The organism is Luteimonas sp. TWI382 (assembly GCF_039674545.1).
Lineage (GTDB): Bacteria > Pseudomonadota > Gammaproteobacteria > Xanthomonadales > Xanthomonadaceae > Luteimonas.
This window is the reverse complement of sequence record NZ_JBDJNS010000026.1, coordinates 15,745-35,659: the sequence shown is the minus strand read 5'-3', so window position 1 is coordinate 35,659 and position 19,915 is coordinate 15,745. Positions and strand designations below refer to the sequence as shown.

The following is a 19,915-nucleotide window of genomic DNA, read 5'->3' as shown; positions in this document are numbered from 1 at the left end:
CAGGCCGCACGATCGTGCTTCAATCCGGCTTCCTGTCCCGGCCGTCCGGAGCCCGCCGCATGTCCAGCCGCTTCCGCCTCACCGCACCGTCCCCGGTGCTCGCCCTGCTCGCCGCCGCCCTGCTCGCACCGGCCGCGCAGGCCCAGGACCGGACCGCGCTGCAGTGCGAGCGCCTGTTCGATGCGCGCAGCGGGCGCGTGCTCGGCGCGCATACGGTCGTGGTCGCCGACGGCCGGATCGAATCGGTCACCGCCGGTCATGCGGCCTCGGCGGAGCCGGCACGCACGATCGCGCTCGCTGGACGCACCTGCATGCCCGGCTGGACCGACCTGCACGTGCACCTGGGCTCGCAGTCCGGCCCGCAGAGCTATTCGGAAGGCTTCCGCCTCGACCCGGTCGATTTCGCCTACCGCTCGGTTGGCTACGCGGAAAAGACCCTGCTCGCCGGCTTCACCACGGTGCGCGATCTCGGCGGCGAAGTCGCGCCGCATCTGCGCGATGCGATCGAACAGGGCCTGGTACGCGGCCCGCGGATCTTCGCGGCCGGCAAGTCGATCGCCACCACCGGCGGCCATGCCGATCCCAGCAACGGCTACAACTCGATGCTCTCGCACCTGCTCGGCCCGCCGGGACCGACCGAAGGCGTGATCAACTCCATCGACGACGCCCGCCAGGCCGTGCGCCAGCGCTACAAGGACGGCAGCGACGTGATCAAGATCACCGCCACCGGCGGCGTGCTCAGCTACGCCCGATCCGGCGATGCGCCGCAGTTCACCGTCGACGAAGTGCAGGCGGTGGTCGACACCGCCAAGGACTACGGCTATCGCGTCGCCGCGCATGCCCACGGCACCGAGGGCATGAAGCGCGCGGTGCTGGCCGGCGTGACCAGCATCGAACACGGCACCCACATGGACGAGGAGGTCATGCGACTGATGAAGCAGCGCGGCACCTGGTACGTGCCGACCATCTACGCCGGGCGCTTCGTCGCCGACAAAGCGCGCGAACCGGGCTACTTTCCCGAGGTCGTGCGCCCGAAGGCGGCGACGATCGGCGCGCAGATCCAGGACACCGCAGCGCGCGCCTACCGCGCCGGGGTCCCGATCGCGTTCGGCACCGACCAGGGCGTGGGCCCGCACGGCGACAACGCGCGCGAGTTCGTCTACATGGTCGAGGCCGGTATCCCGGCGGCGTACGCGCTGCAGTCGGCGACGCTGCACGCGGCCACGGTGCTGGGCGTCGACGACCAGGGCCTCGTCGAAGCCGGGCGGCGCGCCGACATCATCGCGATGCCGGGCGACCCGGTCGCCGACATCAATGCGGTGCTGGCGGTCGACTTTGTGATGAAGGCCGGCCGCGTGTACCGCACGCCGGACGCATCGGTAACGCGCGACTGAGTCAGCCGGCCCGGCGCGGCAATCGCCACGCCAGCCAGGCCGTCCAGCCGCACCAGGCCAGCAGCAGCACGCGGTCGGCCGCACCGGCGGCCGCGACCGCCGGCGATGCCAGCGCGGCCACGACCGCGAGCGTGGCCAGCAGCGAGACCAGCCGCACACCCGGCACGACGACGACGGCCAGGCCCGCGCCGGCGCCGAAGGCCAGCGCCCACAGCATCCACGCGCTCGCATGCGCCCGGCTGCCGCCACCGTCGAGGTCGCCGGCATCGAGCGGCAGCGCGCCCTGCAGCGCGAACAGCAGCGCCGCGAGCAGCCACAGACGCAATGCGATGCCGACGGCCAGGCCCGCGTCCGGCCACCAGCGCGCGCGCGCGCGCCACGCCACCGCGCCCAGGGCGAGGCCGGGCAGCACGAACGCGAGCAGATTGAACACACCCGCATGCGGCAGCCCGTGCGCGCCTGGCAACGCCAGCGGCAAGCCGGGCGCCAGGCCCACGAAGCGCGCGAAGCCGAGCATCGCCAGCCAGGTCGCGGCATGCGCCACGAGCACCGCCCCCAGCGATCGCCATCGCACCGATCTCACCATCCGCCCCACTCCGGCCTTGTCCGGCCCGGATGATAGGCCCCGGCACGCCACCGCGCCGCTGTCGACCAGGGTCACGACAGGCTGCACTCGAGGTCGCGCTTGTATCCTGCGCAACCGTCGCCACCTCTAGTCGGGCCGCTCCGGCGGCTCCCCGATCGCAACCGGAAAACCGCATGCTCCTCAACGGCCAAGCCCCCACTCCCGAACGCTCGCCTCATATCGTCGATGTCACCACCGAGACCTTCGAGTCGGCGGTGCTGCAGGCCTCGCTCGAAGTGCCGGTCCTGGTGGACTTCTGGGCGGAATGGTGCGGCCCGTGCAAGACCCTGGGTCCGGTGCTCGAAAAGCTGGCAGCCGAGTACAACGGCGCCTTCATCCTGGCCAAGGTCGACGTCGACAAGGAATCGCAGATCGCCGCGGCATTCCAGATCCGCTCGGTGCCCACGGTCTTCCTGATCGCCGGGGGGCAGCCAGTGGACGGCTTTCCGGGCGCGCTGCCCGAAGGCCAGTTGCGCGAGTTCCTCCAGCGGCACGGCATCGTGCCGGCCGAGGACGACGTCGCGTCGCCCGAGGAGGCCGCCCCGCTCGATCCGCAAGCCGAAGTCGCGCGCCTGCGCGAGGCAGTGGCCGCCGAGCCCGACAAGGCGGAGCTGCGGCTCGACCTGGCGCTGGCGCTGCTGCAGACCGGCGCCGCACAGCAAGCCGAAGGCCTGCTCGACGGGCTGCCGGCCAATCTCGCCACCGACGATCGCGCCGTGAAGGCCCGGGCACGTCTGGAGTTTGCCGCGCTGCTGGTCGACGCGCCGCCCGCCGATGCGTTGCAGGCGGCGATCGAACGCGATCCTGCGGACCTGCGCGCCCGCCATCTGCTGGGCGTGCGCCAGATCGTCGCTGGCGATGCGCAAGACGGCCTGGAGCAGTTCATCGAGATGCTGCGCCGCGACCGCAGCTTCGAGGACGGCCTGCCGCGCAAGGCGCTGATCGACGCATTCCGCATCGTCGACGACGCCGAACTCGTCGGCCGTTACCGCAGGAAGATGGCCTCGCTGCTGTTCTGACAGCGCGACGCCGCGACGCCCGCATCGGTCCGCCCCGGTGCGGGCGCCGCGCAAACATACAGGTGCGTATGGTAGTGTCCGAACGTCCTGGCCACGTCCCTCGTCCATGTCGCCGCGCCTCGCCCGCCTGCTGTTCAATCTCTGGCCGCCGTTCCTGTTCACCGGGATCCGCGTCACCGCGCTGACGCCCGGGCTTTCGCATGCCCGGGTCGAGCTGCGCCGGCACTGGTACAACCGAAATTACGTCGGCACCCACTTCGGCGGCAGCCTGTTCGCGATGACCGACCCGTTCTGGATGCTGATGACGCTGCACGCGCTCGGCGACGACTACGTGGTCTGGGACAAGGCCGCCGAGATCGAATTCATCCGTCCCGGGCGCGGCACCGTGCACGCCACCTTCGATCTGGATGCGGCGACGGTCGAGGCGATCCGCGTGGCGACCGCGCACGGCGACAAGCATCTGCGCTGGTTCACCACCGACGTCGTCGACGCTGCGGGCGAACCGGTCGCCCGCGTACGCAAGCAGATCTATGTGCGCCGCAAACGCGACCGCGGCAGCGCCCCCGCACCTGCCTGATCCGCGCACGCCACGCCCCAAGCCATCGACCGCTCGGTATGCTGTAGCGCCACGGGGAAGACGCATGTCGCAGACCACAAGTGGATACGAGTCGCCTGCGCTGCCGCAGATCGCGGGCTATCGCCTGCTGCGCGTCATCGGCCACGGCGGCATGGCGACGGTGTACCTGGGCACGCAACTGTCGCTGGGACGCGATGTCGCCATCAAGGTCATGCGTCCCGAGACGCTGGCCGATGAGGTCAGCCGACGCCGGTTCGAGAACGAGACGCGGACGATCGCGCGCCTGGAGCATCCCAACATCGTCGGCATCCACGACGTCGGTCGCACCGCCGACGGGCTGCCCTGGTACGCGATGCCCCACCTGCCGCATGGACACCTGGGCCAGCGCGACCTGCGCGGCGACCAGGCTCGGGTCCGCACGGTCCTGCACGCCCTGCTGTCGGCGCTGGCCTATGCGCATGCGCGCGGGGTGATCCACCGCGACGTCAAGGCCGAGAACGTGCTGTTCGACGAAACCGATCGGCCGCTGCTGGCGGACTTCGGCATCGCACTGCGCCGCGGCTACGGCACCCGGATGACGATGGTCGGGCTGGCGGTGGGCAGCACCGCATACATGGCGCCCGAGCAGGCCCGCGGGCAGCAGGTCGACTTCCGCGCCGACCTCTACAGCGTCGGCGTGCTGGCCTGGGAAATGCTCACCGGCGCACTGCCGTTCGAGGGCGAGGACGCGCTGTCGATGGCGCTGGCGCACGTGCAGAACCCGGTGCCGCGCCTGCCGCCCGAGCTGCGCCACTGGCAGCGGTTCCTGGACCAGGCGCTGGCGAAGTCGCCCAAGCGGCGGTTCGCCGATGCCGGACAGATGTTGCGGGCGCTCGGGCAGGTGCCCCAGCGCGATGGCGAGGCCCGGATCACCGGGCAGATCCGCCGGATCGGCCGCGGCGGGCGCCGCCTGTTGCCGTGGCTGGCGCTGCCGGTCGTGCTGCTGGCCGGCGTCGGCGTCTGGCGCGCCTGGGAGCGTCCCTCGGCCACGACCGCGGCGGCCGACGAGGCGGCGCCGGCCGCATCGAGCGCGAGCGCGCCGCCGGTCGCGCACCAGGCAGCCGCCAACGGCGACGCCGATGCCGATCTCGCACCGCAGGCCGATCCCGACGCGACGGCGGCCGCCGCCGGCATCGAAGCCTCGCAGGCCGCGCCGGTGTCGGAGGCCGACCGCCACCTCACCGCCGCCGAGCGCCTACTGCGGGCCGGACGGCTGGCGGCACCGCACGACGACAACGCGCTCGAGCGCCTGCGCCGCGCGCGCGCAGCCGATGCCCAGCACCTGGGGCTGCCGTCGCTGACCGCGCGCGTCTTCGCCGCGGTCGGCAGCCGCGCCGGGACGCTGATCGCCAGCGGCGACGACGACGCGGCCACCGAACTGCTGCAGGCCGCACGCGCACATGCCGGCAGTGCCGAGGAGGTCGCGGCGCTGCAACCGGTGCGCGCGCAAGTCGCCGATGCGATCGAGGCGCGCGTCGCCGACGCCGTGACCGCGGTCGATCGCGACGACGCGATCGCCAGCCTGGCCGCCGCCGACGCCATCGGGCTCGACACCGCGACCAAGGCGCGCCTGCGCCGCGAGGCCCAGGCCATTCCCGACCTCAACGCGCTCGCGGCCAAGATCCCCGGAGGCGCTCGGGTGGTGCGCAGTGGCGACACGAGCTTCGCGATCGCCAACGCGCCGGTCAGCCGCGGCGATTACGCGGCCTTCGTCGCCGCGACCGGGCGCAAGTCGGCGCCGTGCCGCGCGCGCGGCTCGGTGCTGCGTGCGCTGGCGCCGCGCGACTGGGAGTCGCCGGGCTTCGACCAGGGGCCGAACGATCCGGTGGTGTGCGTGTCCTGGCACGACGCACTCGACTACGCACGCTGGCGCAGCGAACGCGAGGGTCGCAGCATCGTGGTGGCCTCCACCGCACAAGGCGCCGCGGCGCCTGCGTCCGCCGAGGGACCGGCGGAGTGGCGCAGCGACTGCGCGGCCGCATGCAAGGATCGCATCGCCGCCGGGCGCAGCCGGCGCGACGCGCTCGACAGCCGCGCCCTCGACCCGCGGCGCGGCTACGACGACGTCGGCTTCCGGCTGGTACATCTGCCATGACTTCCCGGGCATGATGACGCCCCCCTTTCGCTTTGCGGATCTTTCATGAGTGCCCACTCCCTGGGCGGGCGCCTGCAGCGCCTGTTCCTCACCGGCCTGTTGACGCTGCTGCCGATCTGGCTGACCTGGATCGTCGTCAAGTTCGTCTTCGTGCTGTTGTCGGACATCAGCACCCCCTGGGTGGTGCCCCTGGCGCACGGCATCTCCTCCGCGTTCCCGGCTCTGAGATGGATCAACGTCGCCTCGGTGCAGGCGACGGTCGCGATGATCGCGACGATCGTGCTGATCCTCGCCGTCGGCTGGCTGACGCGCCGGGTCATCGGGCAGCGCATGCTCGGCTGGCTCGACGCACTGGTGCGCCGCATTCCGTTGGCCAACATCATCTACTCGAGCGCACGCAAGCTGCTCGACATCCTGCAGACCAAGCCTGACGGCACCCAGCGCGTGGTGCTGATCGATTTCCCGCACAGCCAGATGAAATCGGTCGGCTTCGTGACCCGGGTGATCCGCGAACAGGGCACCGGCCGCGAGCTCGCGGCGGTCTACGTGCCGACCACGCCCAACCCGACCTCGGGCTATCTGGAGATCGTGCCGCTGGACAAGGTCACGCCGACCGACTGGACCGTCGATCAGGCGATGAGCTTCATCATCTCCGGCGGCGCGGTCGCGCCCGACACCATTCCTTTCGAGCCGCCGCCCACGGCGGCGCCCCCCCGCTGAGTCCCGTGCCGACACGTCGCCCCCGCCAGCGCACGCAACCCGCAGGTGCGCGCGCGCGCGACGATGCCGCCGCCCGCGCAGCGCCGCGTGGCCAGACGATCCGCACGCTGTCCTCGCTGATGCTCGGCATGCTGGCCGCCACGACGGTCGCGCTGGGTTTCGAGTTCCTCGGCAAGCGGCTGTTCCCGCTGCCGGCCGGTGCGCTGCCTACCGATGCCGGACCGACCGATCTGTTCGCGATCGCCCCGACCGGCATGTTGCTGCTGGTCGCGCTCGGCTGGCTGGCCGGGGCCTTGTGCGGCGGCTGGGTCGCCGCCCGCATCGCGCGCCGACGGCCGATGCGCATGGCACTGACGGTCGGCGCGCTGATCCTGATCGCCGTGCTGCTCAACGCCTGGCTGTTGCCGCAGCCGGTGTGGATGACCCTGCTCGACGCGATCGGCGCAATGCCCCTGGCCTGGTGCGGCGGGCGCTTGGCCGGCGCCGCACCGCGCCGTTGAACGACGCCGGCACATGCCGGCGCCCACGCCTCAAGGCGCGTCGTCCGCCTTGAACGCACCGAACGCCGTCAATTGTCCGGCGACCGCGGCGTCGCCAACGACCACGATGCTCTGGCGCGCGGGATCGAAGAACGCGCGCGCGACCGCCTGCACCTCGGACGCCGTCACCGCGTTGGCCTGCTCGACGTAGCGGCTGAGGTAATCGGCCGGCCGGCCCAGTAGCCAGTTCGACGCCAGCGCCGAGGCCACCGCCCCCTGCAACTGGTTCTGGAACAGGTAGGTGCCGGCGGTGAAGCGCTTGGCGCGCTGCAACTCATCCTCCGGCACGGGCCGGGCGCGCATCCGCTCGAACTCGGCCAGGAACTCGCCGATCGCCGCGCCGGTGACCTCGTTGCGCACGTCGGCCTGGGCCTGGAACGCCCCGCCCCGCGCGCGCAGGCCGAAGCTGCTGCCGGCGCCGTAGGTGTAGCCCTTGTCCTCGCGCAGGTTACGCATCAGGCGGCTATCGAAGCCACCGCCAAGGATGGTGCTGGCGAGCGCGGCGGGGATCGCCCGCGCGTCGTCGGCCGCGAACGCCGGACGGCCGATCCGCACTGCCGACTGCACACTGCCGGCGCGCGGCACCAGGACGAATTGCGGCCGGTCGGTCACCGCGGGCGCGGGCACCTCGGCGATGGCATCACCGCGGCCCGCCCAGTCGCCGAACGCGTCACGCGCGAGCGCCAGTGCCGCGTCGTCCGACAGCGGGCCGGCGATCACCAACAACGCCTGCTCGGGTCGGAAGCGCGCGGCATGCGCGGCCTGCAGGGCCGCGACGTCGGTGGCGGCAATGCTGGCCTCGGTCGGCAGCGTGTTGCCGTAAGGGTGGTCACCAAACAGCACGCGCCCCATCGCACGGTTGGCCTGGTAGGCCGGCTGCGCCTGCATCGCCTTGAGGCTCTGCAGCGCGTTGGTCTTGGCCAGTTGCACTTCGCTGGCCGGGAACGCCGGGTGGCGCACCACGTCGGCGAACAGTGCCGCCAGTGGCTGCGCCGACGACGACAGACCGGATGCGGCGATGACGAGCCCGTCGCTGCTCGCACTGGCCGAGATCGACGCCCCCAGACGTTCGAGCGTCTCGGCGATCTGCACCGAGGTGCGCGTCGCGGTCCCTTCCTGCAGCAGGCCGGCGAGCAGGTTCGACATGCCCGGCAGCGCAGTCGGGTCGCTTGCCAGACCGCCGCGCACGGCCAGCACGTAGTCGACCTTCGGCAGGCCGCCCGCGCGCGGCACGATCCAGACCGTCAGGCCATTGTCGAGCCGGCGCTCGACCAGGCCCAGTTCGGGCAGCGGCCGGTCGGCGCCGTAGGCCGGCAGGTCGGCGGGCAACACGGTCGGCGGCGCCTCGGCCGGTGGCGCACCGGGCGCAGCTTGCGACTGCGCCTGCGCGGCGGCGGCCATCAGGCAGGCGCCGAGCGCCAGAACGAGTGGACGCACTGCGCGTGCACGGCGATACGGGATGTCCATGGCGGTCTCCTCAGTCCTGCGCGGGGGTGGCGGGGGCCGGTGCGGCCGGCGGGGCGATCCCGCGTGCCGGGGCCATCGCGGCCGGTACGCGGTCGATGACAGTGCGGTTGCCGTCGGTCAGGTAAGTCCTGGCGACGCGCTGCACGTCGGCCACGGTCACCGACCGCACCCAGCCGGGCACTGCGTTGAGCGTTTTCGCATCGCCCCACAGCAACTGCGCCTTGGCCAGTTCGTCGGCGCGCGAAATGAAGGGCTCCAGGCCGTCGACGTAATCGGCCAGCAGCTTGGTCTTGGCCGCGGCCAGCGTCTGCGCCGGCACGCCCTCGGCCACGATCCGCGCGATCTCCTCGTCCATCGCGGCGAGCACGGCGTCGGGCGAGACATCGGGCTTGTAAAGCGCGAACAGCGTCATCAACGTCGGGCCGTCGTAGTCCCAGGCGTGCCCCAGCGGCCAGCCCACTCCGCCGTCGATGTTGAGCAGGTGTTCGCGCCCCTTGACCAACCCCTGGTACAGCCGCGACGCGTCGCCGCCGGCGAGCACCTGCGCCAGTACCGCCATCGGCGCCTGGTCGGCATGGCCGCGCGGCGGCATCTTCCAGCCCACCGCCAGCGCGGGCACCTGCGCCAGCGCATCGCTCTGCGCTTCGCGCCTTTCGCGCGTGTTCAGTGGCTCGGACACGTCCGGCCGCGCGGGCGTCGCACGTGCAGGGATGTCGCCGAAGTACTGTTCGACCAGCGCGAACGCCTCGTCCGGCGCGATGTCGCCGACGATGCCCACCACCGCGTTGTTGGGCCCGTAGTAATCGCGATGGAAGGCCTCGACATCGGCCAGCGTCGCACCCTCGAGATCCTTGAAGCTGCCGTAACCATCGTGCGCGTTGGCCCACTTGTCGAACGCCAGACGGTTGATGTCGAACACGAAGAACAGCCCATAGGGCTGGTTCTGCACATTGACGCGGATCTCTTCCTTGACCACGTCCTGCTGGTTCTTCAGGTTCTGCGCAGAGAAGTCGAGCGTCTTCATCCGATCCGCTTCCAGCCACAGAATCGGCGCGAGCGCCGACACCGGCGCGGTCTCGATGTAGTTGGTGTAGTCGGGCCGCGTCGAGCCGTTGAGCCGGCCACCGCCGCCCTGGATCACGCGGTCGAACACGCCCTTGGGGGCGATCGGCGTGCCCTGGAACATCAAGTGCTCGAACAGATGCGCAAAGCCCGTCCGGTCCTCGGGCTCGAGCCGCATGCCCACGTGGTAGACCACGCCGACGCCGACGGTGGGCGAGCTGCGGTCCTGCGACACCACGACGGTCAGCCCGTTGTCCAGGCGCCGGGTCTCGATCGGCAGTTGCCAGTCGGCGGTCTGCGCGGCCGCCGGCGCGGCCAACATCGCGAGCAGCACGCATGCACCGCCCAGTCCTGCGAGTCGTCTCATGTCGATCCCCTTGCCGCCCCGCTCCCGGGGGCGCGAAGCCCGACTATAGGCCGCATCGCCGGCGTCGCGGTGTGCCGCAGGTCATGCCCCGGCCTGCACGCGCCGCTCACACTTGCCGTCCGTCGGCACGCGATGGCGCCCGATCGTCGGCTGCAGGACGCCGGGGCGGCGTTCGCCCAGCGCAACCGTGCTCACGTGCTGTCCCGACATGCCGGCTTTGCCGCTGGCCGCCGATGCAGTCGCCCGCAACGCCGATTGTTCGGGCCAGAACGCAGTGTGGACTGCGGCCGGATGCCGCTGCAGGACCAGGGCCTGCCGATGTTCGAGCCGCGACCCAACGCGCCACTCAACCGCGCCCTGCAACGCTGGGCGAGGTGGCGCCCGGCGACGCCGCCTGCGTCAGCGCGGCGCGTCGGCGTCGGGATCGGGATCGTCGAGCCCGACGTTGCTGCTCGCCGCCTCGAAGACCTCGCGATCGAGCAGGCCAGTCTCGCGCGCGACCAGCACCGGCACCAGCATCTGCCCGGTGACGTTGGTCATCGTGCGCATCATGTCCAGGATCCGGTCGATCGCCAGCAGCAGGCCCAGGCCCTCGAGCGGCAGGCGGGCCGCCGACAGCACGACCGTCGCCATCACCACTGCCGTGCCCGGCACGCCAGCGGTGCCGAAGCTGCCGAGCACCGAGGCCAGCAGGATCGCCGCGTACTGCGCGAAACTCAGCTCGATGCCGAAATACTGCGCGATGAATACCGAGGCCAACGTCGGATAGATCGCGCCGCAGCCGTCCATCTTGATCGTCGCACCCAGCGGCACCGCGAACGCGGCGTAGTCGCGGTTCACGCCCAGGTTGTGGGTGACCGCACGCAGCGCGACCGGCATCGCCGCCAGGCTCGACGAACTGACGAACGCGACCTGCATGCCGGGCGCGGCGCCGCGGAAGAACTTCAGCGGATTGAGTCCATGCACCAGCAGCAGGCCGCTGTAGACGATGACGATGTGCGCGGCGCACGCGACATACAGCGCGATCACAAAGCTGCCCAACGGCAGCAGCTTCTCGAAGCCGTAGGTGCCCACGAGGGCGGCGATCAGGCCGAAGGTGCCGAGCGGGGTCATCTCGAGCACGAAGCGCGTGACCTGGATCATCGCATCCGACGCCTGGCCGACCAGCGTGCGCAGCGCCGCCACGCGCTCGCCGAGCTTGACCAGTGCAAAGCCGAGCAGGCCGGCGAAGAAGATGACCTGCAGGATCCGTCCTTCCGACAGCGCCGCGAACGGGTTGGTCGGCACCACACTCAGCAGCACCTCGACCGGGGTCGGCACCTCGCGCGGGGTGTAGTCGGCGGCCACGGTCAGCGAGCCCGGCTCCACGCCGAGCCCGGGATTGAAGGTGTAGGCGACAGCGAAGCCGACGCCCACCGCGAGCACCGCGGTCGCGGCGAACCAGCCGAACGTGCGCCCGCCGAGCGCAGCGATCGACTGCTGCCCGTGCAAGGCGGCGACCGCATTGATGACCGCGAAGAACACCAGCGGCACCGCGATCATCCGGATCAGGTTGACGTACAGCGTGCCCAGTGGCTGCAGCCAGGTGCCGGCTGCCGGCCCGAGCAGCCAGCCGGCCAGCGCGCCGAGCACGAAGGCACCGAGCACGCGCTGCCAGAACGGAATCCTGAACCACCATGCCACTGCGTTCATTGCGGCCTGCCCGAAACGTCGAACTGCGACGATACGTGAGCGCATGGGGGTTGGCGATGCCCCTGCCGCGACGCCAGCGTCCCATCAGTGCAACGCCCGGCGACATCGACTGCCACCAAGTGCGCGGATGCAACTACTGGCGGGCGACGACAGTCAGCCCGGTGTAGCTGCCGCTCAACTGCAGGTCATACGTGCCCGCCTGGGGCGCGGTGATGCGGATCGTTTCGATATTGCTGCCCGCACGCGCCGAGCGGAACGCGTCGTCGGTCGACGTTGGCGGTGCGCCATAGCGCGCGAGCAGGGTGACGTTGCCGGGGCCGGCCAGCGTCATCAGCGTCAACGTGCGACCGGCCTGCGCCTCGAAGCGGAAGCGCGCCCTCGCCGTTGGAGGCCAGGCCGGTGACGTCGGCGCCATTGAACAGTTGGGTGCCGAGTGCGCAGGTCTCGGTGGCCGGATCGAAGTCATGGACGTTGTCGGAGACCGCGGCGATCAGGCGGTCGCGCGCGACTGTCTCGCCCTCGGCTTCGACCGGGCACTGCAGCATCCGCCGCTCGGATTTGGTCAGCGCCGCGCCGTGGCCGCTGGACCCGACCAGACGCCAGCCGTTGTCGGCCAGTCGCCAGCCATCGGCCGGTGCCGGCGACGGCGCATCGCCGTGCAGGCGACGGGCGAGGCTGTGCAGGGTCGCCGCCAGCAGGTCGATCTCCACCGGCTTGGCCAGATAGGCATCAGCCCCTTCGTTGAGCCCGCGCACCCGGTCGGGCGTATCGCGCCGGGCGGTCAGCATCACGATGCGCCATCCGCGGATGGCGCATACGCAAGCTCCGCGCGACGTCGTAGCCGCTGGCGTCGGGCAGGCCGACATCCAGTACCACGATGTCCGGCACGCCGCGGCGCAGGCGCTGCTCGAGTTCGGCGGCGCTGGCCATGCCTTCGATCTGAAAGCCGAAGTCGGCCAGGCGCGGCAGCAGGATGCGCTCGCGCAGCATGTCGTCGTCTTCGAGCAGCGCAATGGTCAGCGTCATCGTCGTCGTTCCGCGCCGGCAGGCGTGGGGGAGTCGCCTCGCCGGCGCTCCGATGGTAGCGCGCCGCGCGACCGACACGAGCCTGCCATGCGGGGCGGGCATAATGGAGGCGCATCTTTTCGTTACCGGGCCGACTCTCCATGCGCGTTCTCTCCGCGGGCCTCGCCTGCACCCTGACCCTGCTCTGCGCCGCCTGCGCCTCCATCGACATCCCCACGCCGCCCCAGGCCGGCACCGCACTGCACGTCGACGTCCCCGTCGCCGCCCGTCCCGCCGACGAGACCGCGCAATGGTGGTACCGCAGCGGCGCCGCGCGCGCAGCGGGCAATGGCGCGATGGCCGGGAACGCGAAGAACGTCATCGTCTTCCTCGGCGACGGCATGAGCCTGACCACGGTCGCCGCGGCCCGGATTCTCGAAGGCCAGCGCAACGGCGGCAGCGGCGAGGAGCACCAGCTGAGCTGGGAGCACTTCCCGCACACCGGGTTGAGCAAGACCTACAACACCGATTCGCAGACGCCCGATTCGGCCGGCACGATGACCGCGGTCGCCACCGGTGTGAAGTCGCACATGGGCGCGATCGGCGTCTCGGCCGGCGACCGCACCGACTGCGCCGACAGCCAGGGCCGGCACCTGCAGTCGTGGCTGCGCCTGGCCGCCGAGGCCGGCCTTGCGACCGGCATCGTGACGACCGCGCGGCTGACCCACGCCACCCCCGCCGCGACCTACGCCCACGTCCCGGACCGCAACTGGGAAAGCGATGTCGACATGCCCGAGGCCGCACGCGCGGCCGGCTGCCGCGACATCGCCAGCCAGTTCGTCGACGCGGTACGCGATGGCTACGGCCCGCGCGTCGCCCTGGGCGGTGGCGCCCGGCCGTTCCTGCCCGATGCGGAGGTGATGCCCGGCATCCGCGGCCAACGCCGCGACGGACGCAACCTCGTCGAAGAGTGGCAGGCGGCCCGGCCCGATGGCGCATTCGTCTGGACCACGCGGCAGTTGCAAGCGGCGCGTGCATCGTCGTCGGTGCTGGGGCTGTTCGGCCTCAGCCACATGGACTACGAGCACGACCGCGATACCGGTCCTGATGGCCAGCCCGACCTGGAAACGATGACGCGCTTCGCGATCGACGCCCTCTCGCGCGACGGCAAGGGCTACGTGCTGCTGGTCGAGGGCGGCCGCATCGATCACGCCAACCACGCCGGCAACGCGTTCCGCGCCCTGGACGAGACCGTCTCGATGTCGCGCGCGGTGCAGGCGGCCGTCGATCTGACCTCCGCCGACGACACGCTGATCCTGGTCACCGCCGACCACTCGCACACGCTGAACTTCGTCGGCTATCCGGCGCGCGGCAATCCGATCCTGGGCAAGGTCCGCGGCCGTACCGGCGAAGAGGGCGACCCCACCGCCTATGCGCTCGATGCCACCGGCCTGCCCTACACCACGCTGTCCTATGCCAACGGCCCGGGCTACACCGGCGCCAGCGACCAGCAACCGGCCGGCCCCAAGACCCACCCCCACGCACCCCGCAGCGTCGAGCCGGCGCACGGACGTCCGGACCTGCGCGCGGTCGACACCGAGCACCCGGACTACATGCAGGAGGCGCTGGTGCCGATGAAGAGCGAGTCGCATGGCGGCGACGACGTCGGTATCTGGGCGCGCGGTCCGGGCAGCGACGCGGTGCGCGGCACGATGGAGCAGAACGCGATCTACCACATCATCGTGCAGGCCACGCCAGCCTTGCGTACCAAGCTGTGTGCAGATGGCCACTGCAACGCCGACGGCGTGCCGGTCGAGCTGCCGAGGCCGGCGCCGGCGCGCACGCACTGACGCACGTGCCCGCGGCCGCGCTAAGCTGCGCGGCATCTTCCCCATGACGAACGCGCGCATGAATCGTCTCGACGGCAAGGTCTGCGTGGTCACCGGCGCAGCCAGCGGCATCGGCCGGCGCATCGCCGAGGTCTATGCCGCGGCTGGCGGACGGGTGGTCGTCGCCGACCTGGCGGCCGAGGCCGCCGAGACGGTCGCCGGCCAGATCCGCAGCGCCGGCGGCGATGCCCTGGCGTTGGCGATGAATGTCGCCGACGAGGCGCAGGTCGTGGACGGGATCGCCCGCGCGATCGCGCATTACGGCAGGATCGACGTGCTGGTCGCCAACGCCGGCATCCAGATCGTCAGTCCGATCGTCGACTTCGACTTCACCGACTGGAAACGGCTGCTCGCAATCCATCTCGACGGCGCGTTCCTGACCACCCGCGAATGCCTGCGCGACATGGCCAAGCGCCGCGCAGGCGGCGCGATCATCTACATGGGCTCGGTGCATTCCCACCTCGCCTCCAAGCTCAAGGCCCCCTACGTCACCGCCAAGCACGGGTTGCTCGGCCTGGCCCGCACGGTGGCCAAGGAAGGCGCCGAATACGGCGTGCGCGCGAACGTGGTCTGCCCTGGCTTCGTGCGGACGCCACTGGTGGACAAGCAGATTCCCGAACAGGCACAGGCGCTGGGGCTGAGCGAGGACGAAGTCGTCAGCCAGGTCATGCTCAAGGACACCGTGGACGGCGAATTCACCACGCTCGACGATGTCGCCAACGTCGCGTTGATGCTGGCCGCATTCGAGACCAACGCGCTGACCGGGCAAAGCTTGAACGTCAGTCATGGGTGGTCGATGCAGTAACCGCAGGGCGACTGCGCATCGCTGAATCGAGGCTGGCTCGACGGGTGTTTTACGCCCCGACCTGGGGACAACCCCAGGTCCCGACGATAGGCCCGGCTCTTATCCTGAATGGGATCTCCCTTTCAGGTTCCGCATGAGCATTCAGCCCGCCGCATCGCACGCGCCGTCGTCGCTTCCCGCATCCCCGTCCACCGAGCCCGCGCGCCACACCGTGCAACCGGCCGAGAGCCTGGTTCAGATCGCGAACCAGTACGGTGTTTCGCCGCAGGACCTGCTCAAGGCGAACCCGCAGGTCGTGAACCCGGAGATGATCTATCCCAGCGACGAGCTGGTGATCCCCACGCGCACATCGCACAGCGGCAGCCAGGGGGTCTCGATCTCCAACACCGGCGGCATCAGCGCCAATCAGGGCACGCGCACCGACGCCCGCACCACCTACACCAGCGATGCCGGCACCGTGCACCAGTCCACCACGTCGGCCAGCGGCAACGTGAGCGTCAATCCGGAGGCCGGCTCGGTCACCGCGTCGGGCGGCGTGTCCTTCAGCGAGTCGGTGAAATCGGCCAACGGCTATGGCGTGAGCTTCGGCGCCGGTGCGAATGCGTCGGTGACCGGCGGCGTCAACACCGCCGATGGCGTGACCACGTATAAGGCCTCGACCGACGTCTCGGTGTTCCTCAAGGGCGGCGTGAACACGCCGCAGGCCGGCGTCGAGCTCGGCCGGACCGACGGCATCCGCGCCAGCTACCAGGTCGCGATGCCGGCCGATGCCGGTGTCGACCCGCTGTCGGTCAACCCGTTCTCGCCGCGCTCGATGCCGGTGGGGTCCACCGTCACGATGAACGGCTCGGACTACACCACCAACGAATTCAAGGCGACCTTCCGCAATCTCGCCACGCAGACCAAGGTCACCGACGAGACCGGCGTCAGCACGGTGATCGCGCGCACCGGCGAGGACACCGTCCGCGTGACCGCGGGGCCGACCGAGGCGGTCAAGGCCTACAACGGCGTCGGCGTGGAGTTCGGGATCGGCAACGTCATGCTGGGCCGCAACGACAGCCTGTCGGGCGCGACGCTGCGCACCGCCGAGTTCGACCTGTCCACCGAGGCCGGCCAGGCCGCCTACAACGATTTTCTGGCCGCCGGCCGCATGCCCGAGAGCAACGGCGCCGGCATTGCCGACGTCGCCACCATCGAGCGCCTGGACTACAGCTCGCAGACCAATCTCAGCGCCAAGCTCGGGCCGGTGAACCTGTCGCTCGACGGCGCCCGCAATACCGGCAACATGGTCGTGACCACGCGTCCTGACGGCAGCGTCGAACGCAACGTCGACCTGCAGTACGCGGGCAATGTGCCGATGAACGTGACCCAGCGCTGGGACGCGAACGGCAACGAGATCGCCAGTGCGCGCGTCTACAGCTACGACGTCAAGGTCGACCAGAGCAATGTGCAGATGCTCAACGCCGCGTTGAGCGGCGGCCTCGACGGCACGCCGGTGCAGGAAGGCCAGACCGTGAGCCTGAGCTTCAGCGAGCAGCAGATGGCCGCACTGGCCGGCAAGACCGCCACCGCGGTCGGCAACGGTGCGCATATGAGCCTGGGCCACTTGCTGGGCTATCAGAACCGCGACGGCAGCTACCCCACGCCCGAGGCCTGGGACTTCGCACTCTCGCTGGGCCGCAACCTGGGCAACAGCGACTACGGCCTGTCGGAGCGGCTGTTCTCGATCTCCGACGGCAGCACGGCGGGCGGCTTCGGCGACCGCAGCTACGCACGCATCGACGCCGGCGTCACCGCGCACAAGTGAGACAGGACACGCCCCGGTCGGCCACACGCCGACCGGGGCGGTGTGCTTGATCGGGCTTTAGAACGGCTTGGCGATCACCAGATACACCACGCCCACCAGCAACAGCACTGGCACTTCGTTGAACCAGCGCAGCGCACGCGTCGAGGGCAGCGCGCGGCCGCGGCCGGCGCCCTTGAGCCAGCGGCCACCGACGACGAAATGCGCGAACAGCAGCGCCACCAGCAGCAGTTTGGCGTGCATCCAGCCCGCGCCGCCGACCATCGTCGGGAAATCCGGCAGCACCCGATAGCCCAGCCACAGCACCAGGCCCAGCGCGACCGCCAGGCCTGCCATCACGTGGCCGAAGCGATACAGCCGACGCCCCATCAGTACCAGCCGCTCGTGCACGTCGACGCGGCCCTGCGCCTCGACCAGGTTGATCAGGATCCGCGGCAAATAGAACGCGGCGGCGACCCAGGCCATCACGAACACCAGGTGAAACGTCTTGACCCACAGATAGGCTTGCATCGCGCGCTGGCTCCTCTGACTGGCGCATAGGATCGCATGTCGCTCCGCGTCCGGTCGCGCGCGGCACGGCCGCTTAGAATGGCCGCCCCTTTTGTGCCGGCATTTTCGATGGCCAAGCAGTACGACCGTGCCTATTTCGACCGCTGGTATCGCGCCGGCGACATCGGCGGACCGGCGCGCCTGGCGCGCAAGGTCGCGCTCGCGGTCGCGACCGCCGAATACCATCTCGAACGGCCATTGCGCAGCGTGCTCGACATCGGCTGCGGCGAAGGCGCCTGGCGCGCGCCGCTGCTGAAATTGCGCCCCAAGGCGCAGTATCTGGGCTTCGATGCCAGCCGCTACGCCGTCGCTCGTCATGGACGCAGGCGCAACCTGCACCTTGCTCGGTTCGGCGATTTCGCGATGCTGCGGCCCTGCCCGCCGGTCGATCTGCTGGTGTGCAGCGACGTGATGCATTACCTGGACACGCGCGAACTCGATCGCGGCCTGCCCGGTCTGGCCGAGCTGTGCGGCGGTGTCGCGTTCCTGGAGACGTTCGCTCGTGAGGACGGCGCCGAAGGCGACGAGGACGGCTTTCGGCAGCGGCCTGCCCGCTTCTACCGCACGCGGTTCACCGGCGTGGGATTTCGCCCGCTCGGCTCGCATTGCTGGCTCTCGCCGGCCTTGGCCGACGCCGCCACCGCGCTCGAATTGGCGCCGATGACGGGCTGAATCCGGTCGCAATGCCGCAGGACCGGTTCATGCGGCCTAGAATATGTTGCAACGCACAACCCGCCCCGGATACCCGCCATGCTGTTCTATCAAATGCACGAACTTGGCCGCGCGTGGATGAAGCCATGGACGCTGCTGGCCGACGCCACCGCGCGCGCCTATGCGCCCGGCGGCACCTGGCTGTCGCAGTTGGCGGGTGCCGACCAGGTGGCCGCGGCCAATGAGCTGCTCTACCGGATCGGCAAGGACTACGAAAAACCGGCCTTCGACATCCATTCGGTCGAGCACAACGACCGCACCTATCCGGTCGTGCAGCTCGACGCGCTCGAGCTGCCGTTCTGCAAGCTGCTGCGCTTCAAGCGCTACACCGACGACCCGGCGCACCTGGAGGTGATCCGCGCCCAGCCGCGCGTGCTGGTGGTCGCGCCGCTGTCGGGCCACCACGCCACCCTGCTGCGCGACACCGTGCGCACGCTGCTGCGCGACCACAAGGTCTACATCACCGACTGGGTGGACGCGCGGATGGTGTCCACCGAGTCCGGCGGGTTCTCGCTCGACGACTATGTCGCCTACATCGAGACCTTCATCCGTCACATCGGTGCCGAGGATCTGCACGTGATCAGCGTCTGTCAGCCCACCGTGCCAGTGCTCGCGGCCGTGTCGCTGATGGCCGCGCGTGGCGAGCCGACGCCGCGCTCGCTGGTGATGATGGGCGGGCCGATCGACACCCGGCAGTCGCCGACCGCGGTCAACAACCTGGCGACCGAAAAACCGCTGTCGTGGTTCCAGCACAACGTCATCCACCCGGTGCCGATGAACTATCCGGGGCGCGGGCGTCTGGTCTATCCCGGCTTCCTGCAGCACATGGGCTTCATGGCGATGAATCCCGAGCGGCATCTGGAATCGCACCGTGCGTTCTACGAGAACCTGATCAAGGGCGACCTCGAGGACGCACAGGCGCACCGCCGGTTCTACGACGAGTACAACGCCGTGCTCGACATGCCGGCCGAGTACTACCTCGACACGATCCGCGTGGTGTTCCAGCAGCACCTGCTGCCGCGCGGGCGCTGGGTGGTGGCCGGCGAACCGGTCGACCCGTCGCGGATCACCGACACCGCGCTACTGACGGTCGAAGGTGAACTCGACGACATTTCCGGCGAAGGCCAGACGCGCGCAGCGCACACGCTGTGCACCGGCATCGCCGAGACCGACCGCGCCCACCTCACCGTCGAAGGTGCGGGCCACTACGGCATCTTCAGCGGCCGCCGCTGGCGCAACCAGGTCTACCCGCAGGTCCGCGACTTCATCGCCGCGCACGGCGGCTCGGCCGCGACGCCGCAGCGCACGGCGCCCAAGACGCCATCGGCCCCGCGCAAGGGCAAGCGCAAGAACGGCTGACGGCTCGCCGCAGAAACCGGGGTCAGAGTTCAAATTAGCAACGCGAAATTGCAAACAGACCCCGGGTTTGTGTTTGCAGAGCAGGGGCGCAATGCCCGGCCCGCGCGATGCGCTCACCGAGGACGACCGCACTGCGCGAGCGGGCAGACGCAAGCGTCCTTCCGACCAGGCGAGAACCCCCCCAAAAAAAACTCCGC

The 19,915-nt window shown here is 70.4% G+C and carries 18 protein-coding genes; 11 read left to right on the top strand and 7 right to left on the bottom strand.

Annotation, left to right across the window (positions count from 1 at the left end; translation table 11 throughout):
* The first annotated feature begins 59 nt into the window (after positions 1 to 59).
* On the top strand, positions 60 to 1,394 hold the full coding sequence (locus ABE505_RS14195; RefSeq protein ID WP_346443884.1) for an amidohydrolase family protein: 1,335 nt from the start codon (positions 60 to 62) through the stop codon (positions 1,392 to 1,394).
* 1 nt (position 1,395) lies between these two features.
* On the opposite strand, the gene ABE505_RS14190 is transcribed toward ABE505_RS14195, so the two are convergent.
* Positions 1,396 to 1,968, bottom strand: coding sequence for a DUF998 domain-containing protein (locus ABE505_RS14190; protein WP_346443883.1), 573 nt, complete (start codon positions 1,966 to 1,968; stop codon positions 1,396 to 1,398).
* Positions 1,969 to 2,153: 185 nt separating this feature from the next.
* On the opposite strand from ABE505_RS14190, the gene trxA reads away from it, so the two are divergent.
* From trxA to ABE505_RS14165, 5 genes are all read left to right on the top strand, one after another.
* Positions 2,154 to 3,038, top strand: a complete 885-nt coding sequence (gene trxA / locus ABE505_RS14185; RefSeq protein WP_346443881.1) for a thioredoxin — start codon at positions 2,154 to 2,156, stop codon at positions 3,036 to 3,038.
* A gap of 106 nt (positions 3,039 to 3,144) precedes the next feature.
* Positions 3,145 to 3,615 carry a DUF4442 domain-containing protein gene (locus tag ABE505_RS14180; protein WP_346443879.1) on the top strand — a complete coding sequence of 157 codons (471 nt, stop codon included), beginning with the start codon at positions 3,145 to 3,147 and terminating at the stop codon, positions 3,613 to 3,615.
* A gap of 64 nt (positions 3,616 to 3,679) precedes the next feature.
* A complete protein-coding gene (locus ABE505_RS14175; protein ID WP_346443877.1) occupies positions 3,680 to 5,749 on the top strand; it encodes a bifunctional serine/threonine-protein kinase/formylglycine-generating enzyme family protein in 2,070 nt (689 codons plus the stop codon).
* Between the two features lie 45 nt (positions 5,750 to 5,794).
* A complete protein-coding gene (locus ABE505_RS14170; RefSeq protein ID WP_346443875.1) occupies positions 5,795 to 6,469 on the top strand; it encodes a DUF502 domain-containing protein in 675 nt (224 codons plus the stop codon).
* A 5-nt stretch (positions 6,470 to 6,474) separates the two neighbouring features.
* Entirely contained in the window at positions 6,475 to 6,969 is a 495-nt protein-coding gene (locus ABE505_RS14165) for a hypothetical protein (protein ID WP_346443874.1), read from the top strand.
* Positions 6,970 to 6,999: 30 nt separating this feature from the next.
* Here ABE505_RS14165 and ABE505_RS14160 read toward each other — a convergent pair whose 3' ends face one another.
* From ABE505_RS14160 to ABE505_RS14140, 5 genes are all read right to left on the bottom strand, one after another.
* Positions 7,000 to 8,475: a pitrilysin family protein gene (locus ABE505_RS14160; protein WP_346443872.1), complete on the bottom strand. Its 1,476-nt coding sequence runs from the start codon at positions 8,473 to 8,475 to the stop codon at positions 7,000 to 7,002.
* Between the two features lie 10 nt (positions 8,476 to 8,485).
* Positions 8,486 to 9,904, bottom strand: coding sequence for a pitrilysin family protein (locus ABE505_RS14155; RefSeq protein ID WP_346443870.1), 1,419 nt, complete (start codon positions 9,902 to 9,904; stop codon positions 8,486 to 8,488).
* Positions 9,905 to 10,303: 399 nt separating this feature from the next.
* On the bottom strand, positions 10,304 to 11,596 hold the full coding sequence (locus tag ABE505_RS14150; protein WP_346443868.1) for a dicarboxylate/amino acid:cation symporter: 1,293 nt from the start codon (positions 11,594 to 11,596) through the stop codon (positions 10,304 to 10,306).
* A gap of 185 nt (positions 11,597 to 11,781) precedes the next feature.
* Positions 11,782 to 12,306, bottom strand: coding sequence for a hypothetical protein (locus ABE505_RS14145; protein ID WP_346443866.1), 525 nt, complete (start codon positions 12,304 to 12,306; stop codon positions 11,782 to 11,784).
* A 19-nt stretch (positions 12,307 to 12,325) separates the two neighbouring features.
* Entirely contained in the window at positions 12,326 to 12,622 is a 297-nt protein-coding gene (locus ABE505_RS14140; RefSeq protein ID WP_346443865.1) for a response regulator, read from the bottom strand.
* A 140-nt stretch (positions 12,623 to 12,762) separates the two neighbouring features.
* Between ABE505_RS14140 and ABE505_RS14135 the strand changes: the two genes are divergently transcribed.
* The 3 genes from ABE505_RS14135 (at position 12,763) to ABE505_RS14125 (ending at position 17,102) form a co-directional block, all read left to right on the top strand.
* Complete coding sequence (locus ABE505_RS14135; protein ID WP_346443863.1) at positions 12,763 to 14,451, top strand: alkaline phosphatase; 1,689 nt, start codon at positions 12,763 to 12,765, stop codon at positions 14,449 to 14,451.
* Positions 14,452 to 14,509: 58 nt separating this feature from the next.
* A complete protein-coding gene (locus ABE505_RS14130; RefSeq protein ID WP_346443862.1) occupies positions 14,510 to 15,295 on the top strand; it encodes a 3-hydroxybutyrate dehydrogenase in 786 nt (261 codons plus the stop codon).
* Between the two features lie 133 nt (positions 15,296 to 15,428).
* Positions 15,429 to 17,102 (top strand): LysM peptidoglycan-binding domain-containing protein, encoded by a 1,674-nt coding sequence (locus ABE505_RS14125; protein WP_346443860.1) that lies wholly within the window; start codon positions 15,429 to 15,431, stop codon positions 17,100 to 17,102.
* A 57-nt stretch (positions 17,103 to 17,159) separates the two neighbouring features.
* Here the strand turns inward: ABE505_RS14125 and ABE505_RS14120 are convergent, their stop codons facing one another.
* Positions 17,160 to 17,609 carry a CopD family protein gene (locus ABE505_RS14120; protein ID WP_346443858.1) on the bottom strand — a complete coding sequence of 150 codons (450 nt, stop codon included), beginning with the start codon at positions 17,607 to 17,609 and terminating at the stop codon, positions 17,160 to 17,162.
* A 108-nt stretch (positions 17,610 to 17,717) separates the two neighbouring features.
* Between ABE505_RS14120 and ABE505_RS14115 the strand changes: the two genes are divergently transcribed.
* Both ABE505_RS14115 and phaZ read left to right on the top strand, forming a co-directional pair.
* A complete protein-coding gene (locus ABE505_RS14115; RefSeq protein WP_346443857.1) occupies positions 17,718 to 18,320 on the top strand; it encodes a class I SAM-dependent methyltransferase in 603 nt (200 codons plus the stop codon).
* 78 nt (positions 18,321 to 18,398) lie between these two features.
* The gene (gene phaZ / locus ABE505_RS14110; protein WP_346443856.1) at positions 18,399 to 19,718 is read left to right on the top strand and encodes a polyhydroxyalkanoate depolymerase; all 1,320 of its coding nucleotides are present in this window, start codon (positions 18,399 to 18,401) and stop codon (positions 19,716 to 19,718) included.
* Positions 19,719 to 19,915 lie beyond the last annotated feature (197 nt).

Excerpts from the sequence above, each read along its gene's own strand:
- ABE505_RS14180 (WP_346443879.1), top strand. The coding sequence starts at position 3,145 with ATGTCGCCGCGCCTCGCCCGCCTGCTGTTCAATCTCTGGCCGCCGTTC.
- ABE505_RS14125 (WP_346443860.1), top strand. The coding sequence starts at position 15,429 with ATGAGCATTCAGCCCGCCGCATCGCACGCGCCGTCGTCGCTTCCCGCA.
- ABE505_RS14135 (WP_346443863.1), top strand. The coding sequence starts at position 12,763 with ATGCGCGTTCTCTCCGCGGGCCTCGCCTGCACCCTGACCCTGCTCTGC.
- ABE505_RS14170 (WP_346443875.1), top strand. The coding sequence starts at position 5,795 with ATGAGTGCCCACTCCCTGGGCGGGCGCCTGCAGCGCCTGTTCCTCACC.
- ABE505_RS14195 (WP_346443884.1), top strand. The coding sequence starts at position 60 with ATGTCCAGCCGCTTCCGCCTCACCGCACCGTCCCCGGTGCTCGCCCTG.
- phaZ (WP_346443856.1), top strand. The coding sequence starts at position 18,399 with ATGCTGTTCTATCAAATGCACGAACTTGGCCGCGCGTGGATGAAGCCA.
- ABE505_RS14155 (WP_346443870.1), bottom strand. The coding sequence starts at position 9,904 with ATGAGACGACTCGCAGGACTGGGCGGTGCATGCGTGCTGCTCGCGATG.
- ABE505_RS14160 (WP_346443872.1), bottom strand. The coding sequence starts at position 8,475 with ATGGACATCCCGTATCGCCGTGCACGCGCAGTGCGTCCACTCGTTCTG.
- ABE505_RS14140 (WP_346443865.1), bottom strand. The coding sequence starts at position 12,622 with ATGACGCTGACCATTGCGCTGCTCGAAGACGACGACATGCTGCGCGAG.
- ABE505_RS14115 (WP_346443857.1), top strand. The coding sequence starts at position 17,718 with ATGGCCAAGCAGTACGACCGTGCCTATTTCGACCGCTGGTATCGCGCC.
- trxA (WP_346443881.1), top strand. The coding sequence starts at position 2,154 with ATGCTCCTCAACGGCCAAGCCCCCACTCCCGAACGCTCGCCTCATATC.
- ABE505_RS14175 (WP_346443877.1), top strand. The coding sequence starts at position 3,680 with ATGTCGCAGACCACAAGTGGATACGAGTCGCCTGCGCTGCCGCAGATC.
- ABE505_RS14130 (WP_346443862.1), top strand. The coding sequence starts at position 14,510 with ATGAATCGTCTCGACGGCAAGGTCTGCGTGGTCACCGGCGCAGCCAGC.
- ABE505_RS14120 (WP_346443858.1), bottom strand. The coding sequence starts at position 17,609 with ATGCAAGCCTATCTGTGGGTCAAGACGTTTCACCTGGTGTTCGTGATG.
- ABE505_RS14150 (WP_346443868.1), bottom strand. The coding sequence starts at position 11,596 with ATGAACGCAGTGGCATGGTGGTTCAGGATTCCGTTCTGGCAGCGCGTG.